The following is a 21648-nucleotide window of genomic DNA, read 5'->3' on the forward strand; positions in this document are numbered from 1 at the left end:
CTTTTTTGTTGGGTTGGATTAACGGCTTTCGTGCATCCGCGCCAGTTGGCGCTCCAGCAATGACGGGTAAGGCTCCAGCAGCCGTTCCACGCAGCAGGCCCCTTGCGGGCTGGCGATGGCGCGAATGCGTGCGCGCTGGCTGACCAGGGCATCGTCGGCAATGCTGCGCTCGACCAGCAGCAGATTGCGGCTGTGTTGCGACAGCGCCAGGGCGTTCTGCGCGGTTTCACTGAGCAGCAGGTCGCCCTGGGTCAGGCCGCTGAGGTTTTCACCGAGGGTCAGGCCCAGCTGCAATTGCAGGGTGATACCGCTGTCAGCGACCTCGATCTGCAGGGCGTGACCGAGGGCGCGCATCAGTTCGCCACAGCAGATGGCGTGGGTCAGGTAGTCCTCGCCGCAATCCTGCTGGTGGAACAGCATCAGGCTGCTGCCGTCGCTGAGGGTATGCAGCTCGGCCTGATACAGGCTGGCGGCTTGGTCCAGGCAATCGCGGTAGCGCTGCAACAGTTCCATCAGGCGGGTGCGCGGCAGGCGGCGCAGTTGTTCCTGGGCGCCCAGCTGAATCGCCAACACCGCGCTGGGCAGTTTTTGTTGCGGCACTACGGGTGCACTGAGCGGCGCTTCGTCGAATGCCGTGTCGTCGCGCAGTTCGGCAAACGGGTCATCGGCCATGTTGCTGTCGAGTTCGCGGTGGGCGTTAGGTTCGGACGCTGCTGGCTCGTCGAGGTCTTCCAGTTCGTCGAGATCGTCGAAGCGTTCGTCACGCAGATTGGGTACTTCGAAATCCGGGTCGTTATCGAACTGCTCCGCTGGATAATCGTCATCATCCTCTGCGGCCGGTTCGGAATCGTAGAAGGCGGGCTCTTCCACTGGCGCGGGCTTCTCCGGCACCAGGCGCGCTTGCAGCTGACGGGCCAGGTCACCGATCTCATCCTGCCGCCCGGCACCAGGGGCCGGGTCATCGGGGTCACGCAGCCATACCCGCAATTGCAGCAACGGGGTGGAGATATGCCGACCCAGGCGCATGCTCAAGGATAGGGTCAGGGCCAGCAGGATCAGGCTGAGAATGCCCATGCTCTGCAGGCTGATGGTCATCGGTTGCTGGAATTGCTGCATGTCCAGGCTGATGCGCAGCTGCCCGGCGATCACCTCCTGGAAGGTGATCGGCGTCGAATACAACCCCTCGGTTTCGCCGAGCATGCTCTGGCTGGGGCGCGATCCGGCTTCGGCGAGGATGCGGTTGTCCACGCTGTAGATGGCCGCATGCGCCACCAGCGGGTTTTTCACCAGGTTATTCAGCAGCACGTTGAGGCTGAGAATGTCGTTGGACACCAGCAGCTCGGTGGCAGAAGCAGCCGTCTGGGTAATCAGGCTGGTGCCCAGGGCTTCGGCCTGTTGCTGCATGGCATGCTTGAACTGCATGCCGATCACCCAGCCATAGATCACCAGGGCCAGCGCCACCAGCAGCAGGCTATGGCTGACAATGCGCAGCGCCAGGGGAATGCGCCGTTGACGCAGAGCCTGGAACAGCAGCAGGAAGAAATTATCGGGTTTTACGGGGGCGGGCCGGTTCACAGAGCTCGGCTCTTGTCGACTTAGTTGGCGCGCAGTATAGCGGTGCCCCCGCAGTGGGCAAAGCGCCGTGCGTGGCTGTTTACCGGTGAAAATGGGTAGAATGTGCGCCTTTTCCACGGCTTGTGATCTGTTCAGCAAGCCGCTGCCCCTGACGCTGTCCTGGAGACCGAGCCTTGCGCGAAATCGTCCTGATCAATATCACCGGCGAAGATCGCCCCGGTTTGACTGCCGCCATCACCGGCGTGCTGGCCCAGGGCGGGGTGAATATCCTCGATATTGGCCAGGCGGTGATCCATGACACCCTGTCGTTCGGCATCCTGGTCGAGATTCCTGATACCGAGCGCGCCTCGTCGGTGCTCAAGGACATTCTGTTTACCGCCTACAAGCTCGATCAGCAGGTGCGCTTCACCCCGGTATCCGAGGCGGATTACCAGCAGTGGGTCAGTGGCCAGGGCAAGGCGCGGCACATCGTTACCCTGCTGACGCGCAAGGTCACGGCCGAGCAGCTGCAGCGCGTCAGTGCGATTACCGCGCGTTATGACCTGAATATCGACCATATCGACCGCTTGTCCGGGCGCATGCCGCTGGATATGCCGGCCGAGCAGGGCAAAGGCTGCATCGAGTTCTCGGTGCGCGGCGAACCGGCCGATCCGGCGGCCCTGCGCGCCGAGTTCCTCAGCGTGGCCCAGGAACTCAACGTCGATATCGCCTTCCAGCGCGACTCACTGTTCCGCCGTAATCGCCGCCTGGCGGTGTTCGATATGGATTCGACGCTGATCGAGGCCGAGGTGATCGACGAGCTGGCCAAGGCTGCCGGCGTCGGCGAGCAGGTTTCGGAGATCACCGAGCGTGCCATGCGTGGCGAGCTGGATTTTGCCGCCAGCTTCCGCGAGCGCCTGGCGCTGCTCAAGGGCCTGCCGGAAACTGTGTTGGCCGATATCGGTGCGTCCCTGCGCCTGACCGAGGGCGCGGAAACCCTGTTCAGCGAGTTGCGCCGCCTGGGGTACAAGACCGCGATTCTCTCCGGTGGCTTCACCTACTTTGCCAAGCAGCTGCAGGCCAAGCTCGGCATCGACTATGTGTTCGCCAACGAATTGCAGATTGTCGATGGCCTGGTCACCGGGGTCGCGGTCGAGCCGATTGTTGACGCTCAGCGCAAGGCTGACCTGCTGCGCGAACTGGCCGCCAAGGAAGGGCTGCGTCTGGAACAGACGATTGCCGTGGGCGACGGTGCCAATGATTTGCCAATGCTGGCGATTGCCGGGCTGGGCGTGGCGTTTCGCGCCAAGCCGCTGGTCAAGCAGTCGGCCAAGCAGGCGATCTCGACCCTGGGCCTGGATGGCATTCTGTATCTGCTCGGCTTTCGCGACCGCGACGGGCTGGAATAGAACTCTGTCTCAATAAAAAAGCCGCCTTCGGGCGGCTTTTTTATTGCAGACGATAAAACTACTCGTCGCCAGCCGAGAAGTCGTAATCCATCGACTGGCTGGGGCCTTGCAGGTAATGGCCCTGGATATAGTTGACCCCGGCCTGCCAGAGCGTCGCCAGCACGCTGGCGCTTTCGACGAAGGGCACGATGGTCAGCTTGGCCTGGGAGTGCAGGCTGGCCAGCATGGTTTTCAGTGCTTCCTGATTCTCCGCCTTGCTCAGGTCCTGGGAGAACGAGCTGTCGACTTTGACGAAATCGATATGCAGGTGCTTGAGCGTGTTGAACGGATTCAGCGAACAGCCGAACTGGCTCAGGGCGACCTTGCAGTGCAGTTCGTTGAGGCCCTGGGTAATCGCCTTGGCCTGCTTGAGGTAGGCGATGGCATCCGGTTCGCTGAACTGGAACACCAGCGAGTCCGACGGCAGGCGTGCGGCTTTCAGAGCCACGCTGAGCCACGGCAGCAGGGTCTGGTCCTGCAGGCTGGCGCTCGACAGGTGCACGAACAGGCGGGTGTTGTGGCCCTTGCTGCGGTGGTCGGCGAGCAGCTTGATCGAGTTGAGGATCACCCAGCGGTCGACCTTCTCGGCCAGGCCGGCATCCTTGGCCGCACTGAACAGCTCCAGCGGCGGGATTTCCTCGCCTTGCGGGCTGATCAGGCGCAGCAGCGCCTCATAGTGCTCAAAGCTGTCGCCGCGCAGGCTGATTATCGGCTGGAACAGCAGGCGGAAGCTGTTGTTCTCCAGCGCCTGCTGGATCATCGCGACGATGTTGCCGCGGCTGGCGGCGGCGGCCAGTTCATCGGCCGGGTTGAACAGTTTCAGGGCGTTGCCCTGGCTCAGTTCGTCGGCACAACGGTGGGCGCGATCCACCACTTCCTGGGCCTTGGCGGTTTTTTCGTTGAGTCCGGCGACACCGATCGACAGCGTGCTTTGCACGGTGCGGCCGCTGACATCGAACAGGTGGCTTTCGACCTTTTTCAGCAGGCTGGCCAGGCTGTCCTTGGCGTTCTCGGGGGTGATGCCTTGCTGCAGTACGGCGAATACGTCATCGCCAAAGCGGGCCAGCTGCGCATCGCTGCTGAAGTGCGCGCGCAGCATGCCGGCCAGGTCGGTGAGCAGCATGTCGATGCCGGCCAGACCGACTTCTGCGAGCAGGCTGGCGTAACGGTCGACGCGGATATAGGCGAGGGTGGACGGCTGCCCGGCATTCACGGCGCGTTCGGCGGCCGAATCCATCAGTTCGAGGAAGTGGCTGCGGTTGAACAGGCCGGTGACCAGGTCCTGGCTGCTGATTTCGCGCAGCTTTTCTTCCAGCTCGGCGTTGCCGCTTTCGGCACGAATCACCACCTGGATGCAGGGTTCGCCATCGTAGGTGGCCGGGGAAAAGCTCATCTGCGCCGGGAAGCTCTGGCCGCTGGCCTTGATCCCTGCGCAGTTGAGTTCGGCGTTACCTTCGACGCCGTGGTAGTTCTTCAGGAAGTCCTTGAAACTGGCCTGGTCGCTGCTGCCGATCAGGTCGATCATCGGCATGCCTTCGAGTTCGTCGGCATCTTCGTAGGCGAACAGCTCAAGGTAGGCGCGGTTGGCATAGATATGCATGCCATCGTGCACATAGGTAATCGCGTCGACGGAGCTGTCGAGCAGCAGCTGGCAGCGTTTCTCCGCTTCGCGCAGGGCCACTTCCGAGGCGCGGCGGGCGCGGCGCTCTTCCAGATTGGCCAGTTCGCGTTTGGCCACCAGCACCAGGCGCTCGTCCTCGCCTTGCGGCAGGGCGTCCTGGGCACCGAGCATCAGCGCTTCGGTGATGCTGTCGGAGTCGTTATCGGTCAGCAATTGAATGACCGGAATGTCTTTGGCCTGACGGCGGATCGCGCCTATGGCTTCGCTGGGGGGCAGTTGCTCGCTGCTGGGGGCGCAGATCAGCAAGTCCCAGCTTTGTTGCAGCGCCTCGTTGAGATCGTCGCTGGACGTCAGGCGATGCACGCGGGTCGCGCGCCCGGCGTTACGAAACAGGCTGACCAGGCGCTCGGCCTCGTTCTGCGAGTCTTCGAGAATCAGTAGCCGAATAGTTTTTTTTTCGATGGCCATGGTGGGTATCAAATCTGCGCCGAACGGACGCGAAAAGGCGACAAAAGGGGGTGCGTCGGCAATCTACAGCGACTTCCAGAGCGAGTCAAAGTCTTCCTCCCCGCCTGGGCCGCGGCTTTTCTGCGCTGTGACGGGCTTCCCGTGCTCACTTGTGGGCTGCTCTACACCGCGGTATTCGAACTGGTTGAAGCTGCCGGTGCTGGTCTGCCGGCGGCTGAGTACGGCGCGGTGTTCATTGCCATTGAGGTTGATGCTGACCTTGTTGCCTTCCTGAAACGGCAGGCGTGCGGTGATCAGGCTGGCCGGGCGCGAGATCGCGCTGATTTCAGGCAGCAGCAGGGCGCGCAGGTACTGGCTGTTCTGTTCGGCCTTGCGCACCAGCTGCAGGCCGCAGGCCTGTGCGTGCGGGGCAATCAGCTCGATGCCCATCTGGGTGCCGCCGCCGCGTACCTGGCGGATCCAGCGCACCACGGCAATGCTCCAGCCTTGTTGCTGCAGGCTTTGCACGCCGAGCAGCTCGCCGGCTTGCAGCTGGCTGGGCACCTCTTTATGCCAGGACAGGCAGTAGCCGCCCGGGCTGATATTGACGATGGCGACTTCGTACGTCGGGTAGCTTTCCGGGCCGCTGGGTTCGGCTGGCGCGTTGGGCTTGTGCGGCTTGCTGTACTGGATCTCCTCAAAGGGCATGCCGTTGTCCCATTGATTGGTCTTCTGCGCATCAAAGGCATTCGACCAAACATCGGGGGCTCCCGTATCGGCTTTGAACACTGCAGTGTTGGTGGTGGCGGGCAGCTGCAGCACTTCGTTGAACGGGCGTTTGCCGGCCAGGTAGAAGTGCAGCGCGCTCATGCCGATACAGAGGGTCAGTGCTCCCTGGCCCTGGCTGCGCTGGAAGGTCCGTTCGGCGATATCACCCCAGGCGGCAGCGAGGTGCTGGAGCATGTCCTGGCTAAAGCCTTCCGGGACATTCAGGCGCGACTGGCTGAGGCTTTCGGCCGGCAGCAGCAGGTGTTCCTTGATGGCATCCACCAGCGTGGCGGGGTCGATGCCCACGGCGTTATGCAGTTCGTTCTGCTGGAACAGCGAGATATAGCGCGGCGGGCCATCCAGTTGCGGGGCGATGGCGAACAGGCTGGAGGGCACATCGCCTGCCTGCAGGGTCACCATTGTGCTCCAGGGTTCGAGCACTTCTGCCAGGCGGGCAATCGCGCCCTGGCGCATCTGGTTGCAGCGCGCGCAGCCGAGCAGCAGGGCCACCAGGTAGCTTTGCTCGCAGCTCAGGCCTTGCGTGTGGCGCGCCTGAGCGTCGCGGATCATGGTCTTCTGCAGGCCGCGGCTGACGGCGATCTGGTACAGCTGATGCAGCTCCAGCCACAGCCCTTCGGGAACCGGGCAATACAGCTGGCTGGCGCGAATCAGTGGGCCGCAGAGGCTGTGTGTGGCGCGTTGCAGGGCTACGGCCAGCAGTTGGTTGCGTGCCGGGTTACCTTGCGCGGCGAGGCGCGCCACGATCAGTTTGTAGCCGACGGCCAGGTGGTTTTGCAGCGCCTGGCATAGGTTGGCGACCTTGCGCGGACGTTCATCCAGCACGATGGCCTGATTGAGGAAGTGCTTTTCCAGCTGCTTGCAGACGAAATAGATTTCCGGGCGCAGAATTTCCAGCAGTTGCAGGCGGTTTTCCGAAGGGGTGAGCAGCTGGTTGAGTTCCACCAGCGCCTGATAAAGCTGGCGGGCGGTTTCACCAATGTTGGCCTTGGGCAGGCCGTCGACCCATTTCTTCAGATCGCGTGGACTGGCTTCGCAGAATGACAGGCTTTGCTTATCCGGTGTGGTTACGCGGAGCAGCAAGTGAGAATTCTGTTTATCCATCTAAATCGGATACTCCAGCACGCAGGCAAGGCAGGTGATTCTAGGAATTATGTTTCGACTCTAGCAGCATCTGGCGGGCCTCGCAGCCCTACGTTTGGCTGTACAGGCGCTAGAGTTCGGCCGCACGACGACGACCGAATCGGCGGAAGTCTTTGTTGTGACTCGTTCTCGTGGGCTGAGGTTCAGTCGCGGGTGCGTTGAGCAGCATGGCAGCGTGCGGCTTGGTACTTATCGAGCCGCACGGTGATCGGGTGATCAGCCCTTGGCGGTGCCCAGGCGTTCGCCCATTTGCACGGCGCTGTTGGCCGCCAGTTGCTCGGCCCACTGCACTTGCTCTGGGCCAAACAGCACGATGGCAGTGGAGCCCAGCTTGAAGCGGCCCAGCTCGGCACCTTTCTCCAGAACGATCGGCGCGCGCGACGCTTCGTCATATTTGAAGGTTTTCAGCTCGCGCTTGGGTGGCGTCACCAGGCCGGCCCAGACGGTTTCGATCGAGGCGACGATCATTGCGCCGACCAGCACCACCGCCATCGGCCCGCGCTCGGTGTCGAACAGGCAGACCACGCGCTCATTGCGGGCAAACAGTTCCGGCACATTTTCCGCAGTGGTCTGGTTGACCGAGAACAGCCGGCCCGGCACGTAGACCATCTCGCGCAGGGTGCCGGTCAGCGGCATGTGCACGCGGTGGTAGTCCTTGGGCGACAGGTAAATAGTGGCAAAGTCGCCGCCCATAAATGGGTTGGCGCGCTGGCTGTCGCCGCCCAGCAGTTCGATCACGCTGAAGCTGTGGCCTTTGGCCTGGAAGACGCGGCCTTGCTCGATCTTGCCAAGCTGGCTGACAGCGCCATCGGCGGGGCAGAGCACGGCACCGGGCGTGCTGTCGAGCGGACGCGCACCGTCTTTCAGGGCGCGGGTGAAGAAGTCATTGAAGTGGGCGTAGGCGTTCAGGTCTTCGACCTGGGCTTCGCTCATGTTGACCTGGTACTGCTGGGCGAACCAGTTGATCAGGCGGCTCTTGAACCAGACGGCGCGGTATTCGGCGGCGCAGCCGATCAGGCGCGACAGCAGGTGATGCGGCAGCAGGTACTGGCTGAGGATAAACAGGCGGTCTTTCATTGGGTTTCCTTAAAAATGGTGGTCGGTCTGTCGAGCGCTCAGCGTTCGACCGGCGTATCCGGGTGGTTGCCCCATTCGCCCCAGGAGCCTGCGTAGGCCTTGACCCGTGGGTAGCCGAGGATCTTGGCGACCAGGTAGGTAAAGCCGGAGCGGTGGTGGGTCTGGCAATGGGTGATGATTTCTTTGTCTGCCGTGATGCCGCGGCTGTCGAGCTGGGCCTGGATGTCCTGACGAATGCGCAGGGCGCGGGACGGGTCCATACCGGCGGTCCATTCGAAGTTGACCGCGCCGGGGATGTGCCCGGCCTTTTGCGCCAGGGCTTTCTCGCCGCTGTATTCGCCGGGGGCGCGGGCGTCCCAGATGGCCAAATCGGCCGCGCCGAGACGGCTCTGCAGGTACTCGCGGGTGGCCGTGGGCGCGGGGTCGATGCTCAGGCTGGCGGTGCGAGTGCCGGCTGGCGGCACTAGGGTGCTCAGTTCACGGCTTTCCGCCTGCCAGGCCGGCAGGCCGCCATCCAGGTAGTGATAGTTACGATGGCCGATCACATCCAGCAGCCAGATAAAGCGCCCGGCCCAGCCGCCGCCTTCATCGTCATACACCACATAGACCGCATCCGGGTTATGCCCCAGCTCGCCGAACAACTGCTCAAGCTGCGTCAGTTCTGGCAGCAAGCCAGGAGCCGGAGGCTGTCCGAGTTGGGTGCGCTTGGGGTCGACAAAGTGCGCGCCCGGGATGTGGCCTGCGGCGTAGCGTGCGCTGCTGGTCAGGTCGACCAGGATCAGCTCGGGCGTATCCAGGCGGCTGGCCAGTTGGGCGGGCTCGATCAGCAGTGGCAACTCTGCGAAGGCGGTCATGTCGGGCCTCTTTTGACAGGAAAGGGACGGATTGTAGCGGAAAGCCTAGCGCCCGCGGTTGGCAAAGCTGCTCAGGGCGCGCTCAATGCATTGCACGGTTTTGCCAAAGCCCTGCACGCTGGCATCGCTCAGGGGCTGGCCGCCCTGATCGGCGAAGGTCAGCATGACCACGCGGCTATTGCTGGCGATCGAGCGAATCAGCAGGTGTTCGCTGGGGAACAGGCTCTTCAGGGTGCCGGGTAGCATGGCGGAGAACTGCGCAATATTGGCCGGGCTCAGGCGCAGCTGTGCAGGGGCGCTGAGCAGGCGGCGTAGCACCTGGCTCTGTTGCGGGTCGAGGCTGAGGCTGGCCGCGGCCTTGTCCAGGCCGCTCTGTTGTTGCGCGATCAGGCGAGTATGGTTGCGGTCGGCCAGCAGGATCAGCACGCGCTGCATGCCGCAGGCTTGCAGGGCCTGGTTGGCGCAGGCGGTGAGCTGCAGAACGTTGGTAAAGACGCTGGGTTGCGCCAGCAGTTGCGCGCACTGCTGACGCCAGGCACTGACCACGGGTGTCTTGGGCTGTTCCACGGTGGCGCGCAGGTGACGCGCGGCCCATGGCCACAGCAATGCCTGCGCCGGGTGCCAGAGATCGGCGGCCGGGTGCTGGCGAGCGCTGCTGGCGGCCTGCTGGTGGATCAACTGCTGCACATCATCCAGCGGCAATTGCATAAACAGGCCGGTCAGGCGCTGCCAGCGCAGGCTGTGTTGGCTATTCCACGCATAGTGGGCGGAGAGCGCGATGCCGTTGGCCAACAGGATGCTATTGGCCGGCTGGGTCAGCCAGCGGCGCAGGTGGCTGTCGGCGTCTAGGTATTGCTGTTGGTGCAGTGGGTGCTGGTTGTCGCGGGCGATATGCAGGGCTTTCACCAGCAGGCGCCGGTCGCTGACCAGTAGGCGATAACCTTGGGTGATCCACTCAGGCAGGTGCCACTGCTCGCTCAACTTCAAACACAGTTGCAGCAGCGGCACGCCCAGCAACTCCTGTTCGACCTTGGCTGCTGGCTCGCCCTTGACCAGCACACGCTGTTCCCACACTTCAAACAGTTCGGGATGGGCGGCGAGCAGGGTCCAGATGGGGGCGAGAAACAGCAGGCTGCCCCAGTGCACTTCCTGCCAGAGCCGCGCCAGTCGCCCGGCAAACAGCCCATTGGCTTGTTGGCTGGCATGTTGGCTGATCAGCAGGATCTGTCTGAGGGCCTTGGGCAGCTCCAACTCGGGCAATGCCGGCAGGCGTTCTAGCAACTCTTCGGTGCGTTTCAGGCCAAGACGACTGATGGCCGCTTCCAGGCTCTCGGTCTGTTCATTCAGTCCAGTGCTTTTGCGATTGGCTTCGCGCAGCACACTCAACGCCAGGGCTGGGCAGTCCTGCATCAGCTCGGCCAGATCGCGCATCGAGCGATTACTGTCAGCCAGGGCACGGCGAACCCGTTGCAGGCTGCCGCTGGAGGCAGGCAATAGCTGACTGTCTAGCTGTTTGAGCCAGTCGGTCAGGGTGCGCGGGTAGTGGGCGGGCTTTGGCATGCGGGTTGAGACAAGCTGGCTTTTGACCTTAACTGGCTATAGTCTCGCGCAAAACTTCCGATAAATAGAAGGGTTGTTTTGCAAAGCCCCTTTCTACCCTCTCTGGCAAGTCTCTTTCTATGGCAAAGATCATTGGCATTATTGTTGTACTCGCCAGCGTTTTAGGGGGGTTTATCCTCTCTGGCGGTAAGTTTATGGCGCTGGTCCATCCCTTCGAAGTGATGATCATTGGCGGGGCCGCATTGGGGGCTTTCCTGCAGGCCAACCCCGGCAGCATGTTTATGCAGGTGTTCAAGAAATCGCTGAGCATGTTCAGCTCGCGCTTCACTCACCACTACTACCTGGATGTGCTCAAGCTGCTTTACGAGATTCTCAACAAGAGTCGTCGTGAAGGCATGATGGCTATCGAGGCGGACGTCGAAGACCCCGCCGCCAGCCCGATTTTCAGCAAGTATCCGGGCATCCTCAAGGATGCGCGGATGACCGCGTTTATCTGCGACTACCTGCGCATTATGTCCTCCGGCAACATGGCTCCGCATGAGCTGGAAGGACTGTTCGACATGGAAATCACCAGCCTCAAAGAAGAGCTCGAACACCCCTCCCATGCCGTGGCCAAGGTTGCCGATGGCATGCCGGCCATGGGGATCGTGGCGGCGGTGCTGGGGATTGTGATCACCATGTCGATTCTCGCCTCGGCGGATAACGCCGAGATTGGCGAGAAGGTCGGTACCGCATTGGTGGGGACCTTCCTCGGTATCCTCGCCTCCTATGGCTTCTTCGGCCCGCTGGCCGGCGCGCTGGAGCATGATGCCAAGGAAGAGCTGAATGTCTACGAGGCGATCAAGGCGGGTCTGGTGGCCTCAGCCTCGGGTATGCCGCCGTCGCTGGCCGTGGAGTTCTCGCGCAAGGTGCTCTACCCGGCGCATCGCCCAAGCTTTACCGAGCTTGAACAGGCCATGCGTGGGGGCTGACGCGAGCCATGGAAAATAACCAGCCGATTATCGTCAAGCGGGTCAAGAAGATTGCCGGTGGCCACCACGGTGGTGCCTGGAAAATCGCCTTTGCCGACTTTGCCACGGCGATGATGGCGTTCTTTATGGTGATGTGGCTGATGTCTTCGGCCACGCCGGAACAGAAGAAGTTGATCTCCGGTTACTTCCAGGACCCGGTCGGCTTCTCCGAAAGTGCCAGCCCCTATGTGATCGACCTGGGTGGCACGCCTACGCCGGCACCCGACCGCACCCTTAACGACGAGCCGCAGGAAGAGCAAAGCCCGGCCGAGGATGCGCAGGCTGATGTCGACAAGCAGCAGGCCGAGTCGATTGCCGAGGAAATTGAGCGCGAGCGCCTGGAGTTGCTGCTGCAGGAGTTGCAGAACAAGGTCGAAGAAAATCCCCAGCTGAAGAACTTCAAGGACCAGATCCTCTTCGAGATTACCCAGGATGGCCTGCGTATCCAGATCATGGATGCCGAGAACCGGCCGATGTTTGCCTCCGGTAGCGCGCGCTTGCAGCCGTATTTCGAGGACATTCTGCTGGCCATGACCGATACCATCGCCGCCGTGCCGAACAAGATCAGCGTCAGTGGCCACACCGATGCCCAGCCGTTTGCCGGCACTGGCGGTTACGGCAACTGGGAGCTGTCGGCCGATCGCGCCAATGCCGCGCGGCGGGTGTTGATCGCCGGTGGCTATGACGAAGGGCAGGTGGCGCGGGTGGTTGGCTATGCCTCGTCGGCGCTATTTGATCGTGAAGACCCGCTCAATCCGGTCAACCGCCGTATCGATATCATCGTGCTGACCAAGAAGGCCCAGCGCGCCATCGAGGGCTCGCAGGGCGCTGGCGAAACTGAGGCGGCTCCCGAGGAGGGCGCTGCTGTGCCGGCTGTCCCGGGCGAGGTGCCGCCCGTTGATGCGCTGCCAGCGGCGGCCGATCAACCGGCGCAGCCCGCCGAATTGCGCGAGAAGCTGAATATCTTCGAGGACGGCACGCTGAAGTTCGACGAGCCTGCCGAGTAGGCCCCGCACAGACAAAAAGACCGCGATGATCGCGGTCTTTTTGTTTATGGCCAGCCATCCCTGGCTGCCACCCTGCGGGCCGTCGCTGCGCGACGTTAAAAATCGCTCCCAGCGATTTTTTCAGTATTCGGCTGCGGGCAGGCTGGCCAGGATATGCCGGTAACTGGCCATGCGTTGCGGGTGCAAGCGGCCGTCTTCCAGGGCCTTGAGCAGGGCGCAGCCGGGCTCGCGGTCGTGTTTGCAGTCGCGGAAGCGGCATTGGCCGATCAGGTCGTGAAACTCGATAAAGCCCGCTTCGACGTCATCACGACTGACATGCACCAGGCCGAATTCGCGAATCCCCGGGGAGTCGATCAGTTCGCCGCCGCCCGGGAAGTGGAACAGCCGCGCGGTGGTGGTGGTGTGAGTGCCTTTGCCGGTCAGTTCCGACAGCGGGCCGACGCGGGTATCGACTTCTGGCAATAGGCTGTTGACCAGCGATGATTTGCCCACCCCGGACTGGCCGACGAACACGCTGACATGGCCGTCGAGTTGTCGTTGCAGCTGCTCCATGCCGTCGCCGCCGTGGGCCGACACTTCCAGCAGTGGATAACCCAAGTCGCGATAAACGCCGAGCATGCGGTTGAGTGCCACGGCGTTTTGCTCATCCAGCAGGTCGGTCTTGTTCAGCAGCAGCAGCGGGCGGATGCCGGCGTGCTCGGCGGCGACCAGGTAGCGGTCGATCAGGTTGGCATGCGGCTCGGGCAGTGGGGCGAATACGATCACGATCAGGTCGACGTTGGCCGCCACCGGCTTCAACTGGCCACGGGTATCCGGGCGGCACAGTTCGGTGCTGCGCGGCAGCTGGGCGACGATAACGCCGATGCCCTGGTTGCCGGCCCGCCATACCACTTGGTCACCGGTGACCATGGTCGGCAGGTTGGCGCGCAGGTGACAACGGAATACCTGGCCGGCCAGTTCGCCATCCAGTGCTTCAACTTCGATCTGCACGCCGAAGTGGGCGATCACCAGGCCGGTCTGCTCCGGGCCGAGGTCGCCGCCTTCGAGGGTTTGCACGGCTTGTGACTCGCGCTTGGCGGCGCGTGCGGCGCGCTCGCCCTGAATTTTTTCGATGCGCCAGTTTTGCCGGCGGTTGAGTTGGCGTTTGGCCATGAAGGTTCCGAGTGTGGAGTTGCAATGAAATCGCCCGCGAGTTTAGCAGCCTATTGCCTGCAGGCTGCGGCTAAACTGCGCAGCATCAATAGCCGGGCGTCTGGAGGGAAGCATGAGTGTGCGGTTAGCCAGGCAATACCCGGCGCTGCTGGCGTTACTTGCGCAGTTGCTGGCGACGCTGCTGATCGCCGTGCTGGTCTATCTGGCGGCGCACTTCTCGACCTGGCGGCCAAGCGTGCTGGCTGCCGGCCTGGCTCAGGGCGTACTGGCTGCCGGCCTGGCACGCGGGCTGGGTTTGTCGCGCTGGTGGTGCGCTTTGAACCTGCTGTTTGCTCCGGCGTTGCTGCTGGCTAGCGGCTCGGCGTTGCCGTCCTGGGTATTTCTGGCTGGGTTTGTATTGCTGTTGTTGCTCAACTGGAACAGCGTCAGCGAGCGTGTGCCGCTGTATCTCACCGCTGCGCCGGCGCGGCGTGAGCTGCGCGGGTTATTGGAGCAGCAGCCGGCAGAGTTCCGGTTTGTCGACCTCGGCTGCGGCCCTGCCGGCACCCTGCTGAACCTGGCGCGGCAGTTTCCTCAGGCGCAGTTTGTCGGTGTGGAAACTGCGCCCTTGTCGTTTGCCTTGGCCTGGCTGCGGGCGCTGCCGGTGCGCAATTGCCAGATTCGCTATGAAAATCTCTGGCGCTGCGACCTGGCGGCATTCGACGTGGTGTATTGCTTCCTCTCACCCGCGCCCATGGCCGAGCTGTGGGCCAAGGCGCGCGGACAGATGCCGGCTGGCAGCTGGTTGCTTAGTAACACCTTCGAGGTGCCGGGGGTGCCGGCCGATGAGCAGATCGAACTGCACGATTGGCGCAAGTCGCGGCTGTTGTTGTGGCGCATGCCGGGCTGATTTATTCGCCAGCAGGTCGAGTTCAACGTTGCATGGCCGGTGCAGTAGTTTTTCGGCGGCCTGTTAAACTGGCGGCATTAGACGAGGAGCACAGCATGCAGAACCCACAGAATTTGATCTGGATCGACCTGGAAATGACCGGTCTGGAGCCCGAAACGGATGTCATCATCGAAATGGCCACCATCGTCACCGACAGCGAGCTGAACATCCTTGCCGAAGGGCCGGTGATCGCCGTGCACCAGAGCGATGCGCTGCTGGCTGGCATGGATGAGTGGAATACCCGCACCCACGGCGCCAGCGGCCTGACCCAGCGCGTGCGTGAGAGCAAGATTGGTCCGGCTGAGGCTGAAGCCATGACCATCGCCTTCCTTGAGCAGTGGGTGCCGAAAGGCAAGTCGCCGATCTGCGGCAACAGCATCGGCCAGGACCGGCGCTTTCTCTACAAGTACATGCAGAACCTGGAAGCCTATTTCCACTACCGCTATTTGGATGTGTCGACCCTGAAGATCCTGGCGGGCATGTGGGCACCGCAGGTCAAGGAGTCATTCCAGAAGCAGGGCACCCACCAGGCGCTGGACGATATCCGTGAGTCGATTGCCGAGCTGAAGCATTATCGCCAGCATCTTTTAAAGGTGTGATGGGCGAAAAAGCCCGCGAATGCGGGCTTTTTTATGCGGACTTAACCGTATTTGGCTACAGGCCGTGGCGTGCCAGCGCCCATTCGACGTGCTCGCGCACTAGCTCAGACGGATAATCGCGGCGCGCCTTGAGCGCCTCCAACACGGGGATGCTCGACGGTGCATTGCCCAAACCGACCGCCAGGTTGCGCAGCCAGCGCTCGTAACCGGCGCGGCGCAGCGGCGAGCCTTCGGTGCGGCTGAGAAACTCTTCCTCGCTCCAGCAGAACAGCTCGGCCAGTTCGGCATTATCCAAACTGTGGCGCGGTTGAAAGTCGCTTTGCTCGGTGGGTTTGGCGAAGCGGTTCCACGGGCAGACCATCTGGCAGTCATCGCAGCCGAACACCCGGTTGCCGATGGGCGCGCGCAGCTCCTCGGGAATCGGGCCCTTCAGCTCGATGGTCAGGTAGGAGATACAGCGCCGCGCATCCAGCAGGTAGGGGCCGACGAATGCGGCGGTTGGGCAGATGTCCATGCACGCCGTGCAGCGCCCGCAGTGCTCGCTGGCGTGCGGCTCATCCACCGGTAGCGCCAGGTCGACGAACAGCTCGCCGAGGAAGAAGTAGCTGCCGGCCTTGCGGTTGAGCACCAGGGTGTTCTTGCCGATCCAGCCGAGGCCGGCCTGTTCGGCGATGGCTTTTTCCAGCACTGGCGCGCTGTCGACAAAGGCGCGAAAGCCGAAGGGGCCGATCTCTTGCTGAATGCGCTCGGCCAACTGCTGCAGGCGTTTGCGGATCAGCTTGTGGTAGTCGCGGCCCAAGGCGTAGCGCGACACATAGGCTTTCTCCGGCTGGCCGAGGCGCTGCGCCATCTGCGTGTCGCCGGGCAGGTAGTCCATGCGCAGCGACACCACGCGCAGGGTGCCAGGCACCAGTTCATCCGGGTGCGAGCGCTTGCTGCCGTGGGCGGCCATATAGTCCATTTCGCCCTGGTAGCCGGCGTCCAGCCAGCGCTGCAGGTGCTGCTCATGCTCGCCCAGCTCCAGCCCGGCGATGCCGACCTGCTGAAAACCCAGCTCGCGGCCCCAGTCTTTGATCGACTGGGCGAGGGCGGCGAGATCGAGAGGCGCGCTGGACATAGGGGGAAACCGGGCTGAGGTGGGTATAATTCTGCCAGACATCGGAGCCAACGCATGCCGCATTCGCCAGACAATCTTCCCTTGAGGCTGTATAGCGCCGCGCAAGTGCGTGAGCTGGACGCTCGCCTGATCGCCGCGGGAACCCCAGGGTTCGAGCTGATGAGTCGTGCAGCTACTGCCATCTGGCGCGCGCTCCAGCAGCGCTGGCCGGATATCGGGGTGCTGACGGTGCTCGCCGGGCGCGGCAATAACGCCGGCGACGGCTACCTGGTTGCCGCGCTGGCGCTGCGTGCGGGCTGGCGGGTGCAGCTGTTGGCGGTGGGTGATGCGGCGCAGTTGCAGGGCGATGCGGCATTGGCCCGCGACCAGGCGCTGGCCTCCGGAGTGCCTATGCTGCCGTGGAGCGAGTGCGCCGAGCTGCAGGGCGTGGTTGTCGATGCCTTGCTCGGTACCGGCTTGCAGGGGCCGGTGCGCGAGCCTTATGCCCAGGCCATCCACTTGCTCAATGCCAGTGGCCTGCCGGTGCTGGCGGTGGATCTGCCGTCTGGGCTGTGCGCTGATACCGGCCAGGTGCTGGGCGTGGCGGTACGTGCGCAGCTGACGGTCAGTCTGATCGGTTTGAAGCTTGGCTTATGCAGTGCGGCCGCCGCTGAGTGGGTCGGTGAATTGCTGTTCGATGATCTGCAGGCTGATGCCCAGCTGCTGGCTGCGCAGCCCTACACTGCGCAACGCCTGACAGCAGTTAATCTGCCGCGGGTGCCGGCGCGTACGGCGGCGACGCATAAAGGGCAGCTGGGGCATGTGCTGGTGGTGGGCGGTGATCGCGGCTTTGCCGGCGCCGGCCTGCTCGCGGCGCAAAGCGCGCTGCGTGCGGGTGCCGGGTTGGTGAGTCTGGCCACTCGCAGTGAACACCTGGCGGCTGCCCAGGCCCGTGTGCCGGAAGTAATGGCGGCCGGGGTGGCGTCGGCCAATCAGTTGCTGGCGTTAGGCGCGAATGCCAGTGTCTGGGTGGTCGGCCCCGGCCTGGGTCAGGCGGCCTGGGGGCGGAGCCTGTTGTCGGCAGCAGCGATCAGCCAGGCGGCGCAGGTGTGGGATGCCGATGCCTTGAATCTGCTGGCGCAAGGCCTGGTTGAGTTGCCGCCCGGTGCGGTGCTGACGCCGCATCCGGGTGAGGCGGCGCGCTTGCTCGGTATCAGCAGCGCCGCAGTGCAGGCGGATCGCCCCGCCGCTGCGCGCGGGCTGGCGCAACGCTATCAGGCCGTGTGTGTGCTCAAGGGGGCAGGCAGCTTGATTGCCGATCCCGATGGACGGTTGTGGTTGTGCGAGCGTGGCCATCCGGCGATGGCGGGTGCGGGGCTGGGGGATGTGTTGGCTGGCCTGATTGGCGCGTTGCTGGCCCAGGGCTTGGCTCCGCTGGCGGCAGCCCAACTGGCGGTATATCAGCACGCCTGTGCGGGTGAACGCCTGGCGCAGCAGGGCTCGGGTATGGCGGCCAGCGATTTGTGTGCAGTTATTCGTGAATTATTGTAGGAGCAGTCCGTGTGTCTGAATTAGAGCTGTTTGCCGCCGATGAAGAGGCGATGCTGGCGCTGGGTGCGCGTCTGGCCGAGGCGACCGGCGGTAGTGGGGTGATTTATCTGCATGGCGACCTGGGGGCCGGTAAAACCACCCTGTCGCGTGGGATTATCCGTGGCCTGGGGCATGTGGGCGCGGTGAAGAGTCCGACCTTTACCCTGGTTGAACCCTATGAAATTGGCGACCTGCGCGCCTTTCACTTCGACCTCTACCGCCTGGTGGATGCCGAAGAACTGGAGTACCTGGGGATTCGCGACTATTTCGACGGCGAGGCGCTATGCCTGGTCGAGTGGCCGCAGCGCGGTGCAGGCGTTTTGCCAAAGGCTGACCTGGACATTACCATTAGCCCGCAAGGGGCCGGTCGCGTGCTGCGTCTGCAGGCGCACAGTGTGCGCGGTTCCACCTGGTGCGCCGCTTTGGCCGTCGGGGCATGAATAGAATAATGGGGTTGGCTCTATGCGCATAAGCGCGCGTTTCATCGCAATTGGCGTGGCATTGGTGGGGCTGACCGCCGATGTGCTGGCCGCCTCGGATGTGCGCAGCGTGCGCCTGTGGCGCGCACCGGACAACACCCGCCTGGTCTTTGACCTGTCTGGCCCGGTGCAGCACAGCGTGTTCCTGCTGTCCGCGCCCAACCGCATCGTTATCGATGTCAGTGGGGCCAAGCTGGCGACCCAGCTCGACCAACTGACCCTGAGCAATACCCCGATCACCGGCGTGCGCTCGGCGCAGCGCACCCCCGAAGACCTGCGCGTGGTCATCGACCTGTCGGCCGCAGTCACCCCGAAGAGCTTCACCCTGGCGCCGAACCAGCAGTACGGCCACCGCCTGGTGGTTGACCTGTTTGACCAGGAGTCCGGTGCGGCACCAAGCCTGCCGTCCACCGCTGTAGCTACTGCGCCGCAGATCCCGGTGACGCCGACCCAGGCCCCGGTCAAGTTAACGCCAGTGCCCAATGGCAAGCGCGATATCGTTATCGCCATCGACGCCGGCCACGGCGGCGAGGACCCGGGTGCGTTGTCGCCGGTCAAGGGCCAGTTCGAGAAGCACGTGACCCTGGCGATCGCCAAGGAGCTGCAGCGGCAGATCAACGCCGAGAAAGGTTTCCGCGCTGAGCTGGTGCGTACCGGCGACTATTTTATCCCCCTGCGCAAGCGCACCGAGATCGCCCGTAAGAAGGGTGCAGACCTGTTTGTTTCCATCCACGCCGATGCCGCGCCACGGGCGGCGGCCTTCGGTGCCTCGGTGTATGCGCTGTCGGACCGCGGCGCAACCTCGGAAACCGCGCGCTGGCTGGCCGATTCGGAAAACCAGTCGGACCTGATCGGCGGTGCCGGCAACGTCAGCCTGGACGACAAGGACAAGATGCTCGCCGGGGTGCTGCTCGATCTGTCGATGACCGCCTCGCTGTCCTCCAGTCTGAATGTCGGCAACAAGGTGCTGGGCAATATGGGCCGGGTCACCCCGCTGCATAAGCGCCGCGTGGAACAGGCCGGCTTTATGGTGCTGAAATCGCCGGATATTCCCTCGATCCTGGTCGAGACCGGGTTTATCTCCAACCCCAATGAGGCGCGCAAGCTGTCCTCGGCCAGCCATCAGCAGGCGCTGGGGCGCTCGATTCTTACCGGCGTGCGGCAGTTCTTCCACGAAAACCCACCGCCGGGCAGCTACGTGGCCTGGCTGCGCGATAGCGGCAAGATCACCCTCGGCCCGCGCGAGCATGTGGTCAGTTCCGGCGAGAGCCTGGCGCTGATCGCGCAGCGCTATCAGATCAGTCTGGCCACGCTGCGCAGCGCCAATGGCCTGAAAAATGACGTGATCAAGGTTGGTCAACGCTTGCAGGTGCCGGCCACCGCTCTGGCTGCACAGCCATGAACAGCCATGAGCCGTCGGTAAAAGAGTCTGCGCGTATCCAGCTGCTGAGCCCGCGGCTGGCGAACCAGATTGCCGCCGGTGAGGTAGTCGAGCGGCCTGCCTCGGTGATCAAGGAACTGCTGGAAAACAGCCTGGATTCGGGTGCCAAACGCATCGAAGTGGATGTCGAGCAAGGCGGCGTCAAGCTGCTGCGGGTGCGCGATGATGGCGGCGGCATTTCCTCAGATGACCTGCCGCTGGCCCTGGCGCGCCACGCCACCAGCAAGATTCGTGAGTTGGAAGACCTCGAGCAGGTGATGAGCCTGGGCTTTCGCGGCGAAGCCCTGGCCTCGATCAGCTCGGTGGCCCGCCTGACCCTGACCTCGCGCACCGCTGATGCCGAGCAGGCCTGGCAGGTGGAAACCGAAGGCCGCGACATGCAGCCGCGGGTGCAGCCAGCGGCGCATCCGGTCGGCACCTCGGTGGAAGTACGCGACCTGTTCTTCAACACCCCGGCGCGGCGCAAGTTCCTCAAAACCGAAAAAACCGAATTCGATCATCTGCAGGAAGTGATCAAGCGCCTGGCGCTGGCGCGTTTCGACGTGGCCTTTCACCTGCGCCATAACGGCAAGACCGTGCTCGGCCTGCATGAAGCACCGGATGAACAGAGCCGGGCGCGGCGGGTGGCCTCGGTCTGCGGCCCTGCGTTTCTGGAGCAGGCGCTGCCCATCGATATCGAGCGCAACGGTTTGCATCTGTGGGGCTGGGTCGGCTTGCCGACCTTCTCGCGCAGTCAGGCGGACTTGCAGTATTTCTACGTGAACGGGCGCATGGTGCGCGACAAGCTGGTCGCCCACGCGGTGCGCCAGGCTTACCGCGATGTGCTGTTCAACGGTCGGCATCCGACCTTTGTGCTGTTTCTCGAGATCGACCCGTCGGTGGTCGATGTCAACGTGCACCCGACCAAGCATGAAGTGCGCTTCCGCGACGGCCGTATGGTGCATGACTTCCTTTACGGCACCTTGCACCGCGCGCTCGGTGAAGTGCGCCCGGAAGATCAGCTGGCGGCTCCGGCTGGCATCACCGAGATAGTCCGGCCAACCGGCCAGGCCGCAGGCGAGTTCGGTCCACAGGGCGAGATCGGCCTGGCTGCCAGCTTGCTGGAGGCTGCGCCGAGTGCCTCGGTCTGGCGTTCGCCGGGTGCCGGCTATCAGGGCGCTCGCCCCGATTCGGTCTTGCCGGCGGCCGAGGCGCAAGGTGCCTATCGGGATTACTTCGCGCCGCTGAGCCAGGCCTCTGCGCCGACAGCCTTACCGATGGCGCAGGGCGATATTCCACCGCTGGGTTATGCGATTGCCCAGTTGAAGGGCATCTATATCCTCGCGGAAAACGTGCAGGGGTTGGTGGTGGTGGATATGCACGCGGCCCATGAGCGGATTACCTACGAGCGGCTCAAGGTGGCCATGGCCAGCGAAGGCCTGCGTGGTCAGCCGTTGCTGGTGCCGGAGTCGATTGCGGTCAGTCAGCGTGAGGCCGATTGCGCCGAAGAACATGCTGAGTGGTTCCAGCGCCTGGGCTTTGAGTTGCAGCGCCTGGGCCCGGAAACTCTGGCGATCCGGCAGATCCCCGCTCTGCTCAAGCAGGCCGAGGCGACTCGTCTGGTGCAGGATGTGCTCGGTGATCTGCTCGAATACGGCACCACTGACCGCATTCAGGCGCATCTCAATGAGCTGCTCGGCACCATGGCCTGTCATGGCGCAGTGCGGGCTAACCGGCGGCTGACCTTGCCGGAAATGAACGGCCTGCTGCGCGACATGGAAAGCACCGAGCGCAGCGGTCAATGCAACCATGGTCGTCCCACTTGGACCCAGCTGGGTATGGACGATTTGGATAAGCTGTTCTTGCGCGGTCGTTAA

The 21648-nt window shown here is 63.4% G+C and carries 17 protein-coding genes; 9 read left to right on the plus strand and 8 right to left on the minus strand.

The window, feature by feature from the left end:
* Nucleotides 1–18 precede the first annotated feature (18 nt).
* Nucleotides 19–1575 carry an AhpA/YtjB family protein gene (locus WBK23_RS08420; protein ID WP_424483532.1) on the minus strand — a complete coding sequence of 519 codons (1557 nt, stop codon included), beginning with the start codon at nucleotides 1573–1575 and terminating at the stop codon, nucleotides 19–21.
* 173 nt (nucleotides 1576–1748) lie between these two features.
* Here WBK23_RS08420 and serB point away from each other — a divergent pair, with 173 nt between their 5' ends.
* A complete protein-coding gene (serB, locus tag WBK23_RS08425) occupies nucleotides 1749–2963 on the plus strand; it encodes a phosphoserine phosphatase SerB (protein WP_090249722.1) in 1215 nt (404 codons plus the stop codon).
* Nucleotides 2964–3021: 58 nt separating this feature from the next.
* Here the strand turns inward: serB and WBK23_RS08430 are convergent, their stop codons facing one another.
* From WBK23_RS08430 to WBK23_RS08450, 5 genes are all read right to left on the minus strand, one after another.
* Nucleotides 3022–5091: an EAL domain-containing protein gene (locus WBK23_RS08430; RefSeq protein WP_424483533.1), complete on the minus strand. Its 2070-nt coding sequence runs from the start codon at nucleotides 5089–5091 to the stop codon at nucleotides 3022–3024.
* Nucleotides 5092–5154: 63 nt separating this feature from the next.
* Nucleotides 5155–6960, minus strand: coding sequence for a molecular chaperone (locus WBK23_RS08435; RefSeq protein WP_424483534.1), 1806 nt, complete (start codon nucleotides 6958–6960; stop codon nucleotides 5155–5157).
* A gap of 255 nt (nucleotides 6961–7215) precedes the next feature.
* Nucleotides 7216–8076 carry an archaetidylserine decarboxylase gene (gene asd / locus WBK23_RS08440; protein ID WP_424483535.1) on the minus strand — a complete coding sequence of 287 codons (861 nt, stop codon included), beginning with the start codon at nucleotides 8074–8076 and terminating at the stop codon, nucleotides 7216–7218.
* Nucleotides 8077–8114: 38 nt separating this feature from the next.
* Nucleotides 8115–8930, minus strand: a complete 816-nt coding sequence (locus WBK23_RS08445) for a rhodanese-like domain-containing protein (protein WP_424483536.1) — start codon at nucleotides 8928–8930, stop codon at nucleotides 8115–8117.
* Nucleotides 8931–8975: 45 nt separating this feature from the next.
* Complete coding sequence (locus tag WBK23_RS08450) at nucleotides 8976–10490, minus strand: HDOD domain-containing protein (protein WP_424483537.1); 1515 nt, start codon at nucleotides 10488–10490, stop codon at nucleotides 8976–8978.
* Nucleotides 10491–10609: 119 nt separating this feature from the next.
* Here WBK23_RS08450 and motA point away from each other — a divergent pair, with 119 nt between their 5' ends.
* Nucleotides 10610–11461 (plus strand): flagellar motor stator protein MotA, encoded by an 852-nt coding sequence (gene motA / locus WBK23_RS08455; RefSeq protein WP_424483538.1) that lies wholly within the window; start codon nucleotides 10610–10612, stop codon nucleotides 11459–11461.
* Between the two features lie 8 nt (nucleotides 11462–11469).
* Nucleotides 11470–12507, plus strand: a complete 1038-nt coding sequence (gene motB, locus WBK23_RS08460) for a flagellar motor protein MotB (RefSeq protein WP_424483539.1) — start codon at nucleotides 11470–11472, stop codon at nucleotides 12505–12507.
* A gap of 120 nt (nucleotides 12508–12627) precedes the next feature.
* On the opposite strand, the gene rsgA is transcribed toward motB, so the two are convergent.
* The gene (rsgA, locus tag WBK23_RS08465; RefSeq protein WP_424483540.1) at nucleotides 12628–13659 is read right to left on the minus strand and encodes a small ribosomal subunit biogenesis GTPase RsgA; all 1032 of its coding nucleotides are present in this window, start codon (nucleotides 13657–13659) and stop codon (nucleotides 12628–12630) included.
* A 112-nt stretch (nucleotides 13660–13771) separates the two neighbouring features.
* Between rsgA and WBK23_RS08470 the strand changes: the two genes are divergently transcribed.
* On the plus strand, nucleotides 13772–14548 hold the full coding sequence (locus tag WBK23_RS08470) for a class I SAM-dependent methyltransferase (protein WP_424483541.1): 777 nt from the start codon (nucleotides 13772–13774) through the stop codon (nucleotides 14546–14548).
* Between the two features lie 95 nt (nucleotides 14549–14643).
* Nucleotides 14644–15186, plus strand: coding sequence for an oligoribonuclease (gene orn, locus WBK23_RS08475; RefSeq protein ID WP_424483542.1), 543 nt, complete (start codon nucleotides 14644–14646; stop codon nucleotides 15184–15186).
* Between the two features lie 55 nt (nucleotides 15187–15241).
* Here orn and queG read toward each other — a convergent pair whose 3' ends face one another.
* Nucleotides 15242–16303 carry a tRNA epoxyqueuosine(34) reductase QueG gene (queG, locus tag WBK23_RS08480; RefSeq protein WP_424483543.1) on the minus strand — a complete coding sequence of 354 codons (1062 nt, stop codon included), beginning with the start codon at nucleotides 16301–16303 and terminating at the stop codon, nucleotides 15242–15244.
* Between the two features lie 54 nt (nucleotides 16304–16357).
* On the opposite strand from queG, the gene WBK23_RS08485 reads away from it, so the two are divergent.
* From WBK23_RS08485 to mutL, 4 genes are read left to right on the plus strand one after another with little or no spacing between them, the layout of a single operon-like run.
* Nucleotides 16358–17833: an NAD(P)H-hydrate dehydratase gene (locus WBK23_RS08485; protein ID WP_424483544.1), complete on the plus strand. Its 1476-nt coding sequence runs from the start codon at nucleotides 16358–16360 to the stop codon at nucleotides 17831–17833.
* Nucleotides 17834–17844: 11 nt separating this feature from the next.
* The gene (tsaE, locus tag WBK23_RS08490; protein ID WP_424483545.1) at nucleotides 17845–18312 is read left to right on the plus strand and encodes a tRNA (adenosine(37)-N6)-threonylcarbamoyltransferase complex ATPase subunit type 1 TsaE; all 468 of its coding nucleotides are present in this window, start codon (nucleotides 17845–17847) and stop codon (nucleotides 18310–18312) included.
* Nucleotides 18313–18334: 22 nt separating this feature from the next.
* Nucleotides 18335–19753, plus strand: coding sequence for an N-acetylmuramoyl-L-alanine amidase (locus tag WBK23_RS08495; protein ID WP_424483546.1), 1419 nt, complete (start codon nucleotides 18335–18337; stop codon nucleotides 19751–19753).
* A complete protein-coding gene (gene mutL / locus WBK23_RS08500; protein WP_424483547.1) occupies nucleotides 19750–21648 on the plus strand; it encodes a DNA mismatch repair endonuclease MutL in 1899 nt (632 codons plus the stop codon). The genes WBK23_RS08495 and mutL overlap by 4 nt, the downstream gene beginning before the upstream one ends.

Source organism: Pseudomonas sp. (genome assembly GCF_049653025.1).
In the GTDB taxonomy this organism is placed as follows: Bacteria; Pseudomonadota; Gammaproteobacteria; order Pseudomonadales; family Pseudomonadaceae; genus Aquipseudomonas.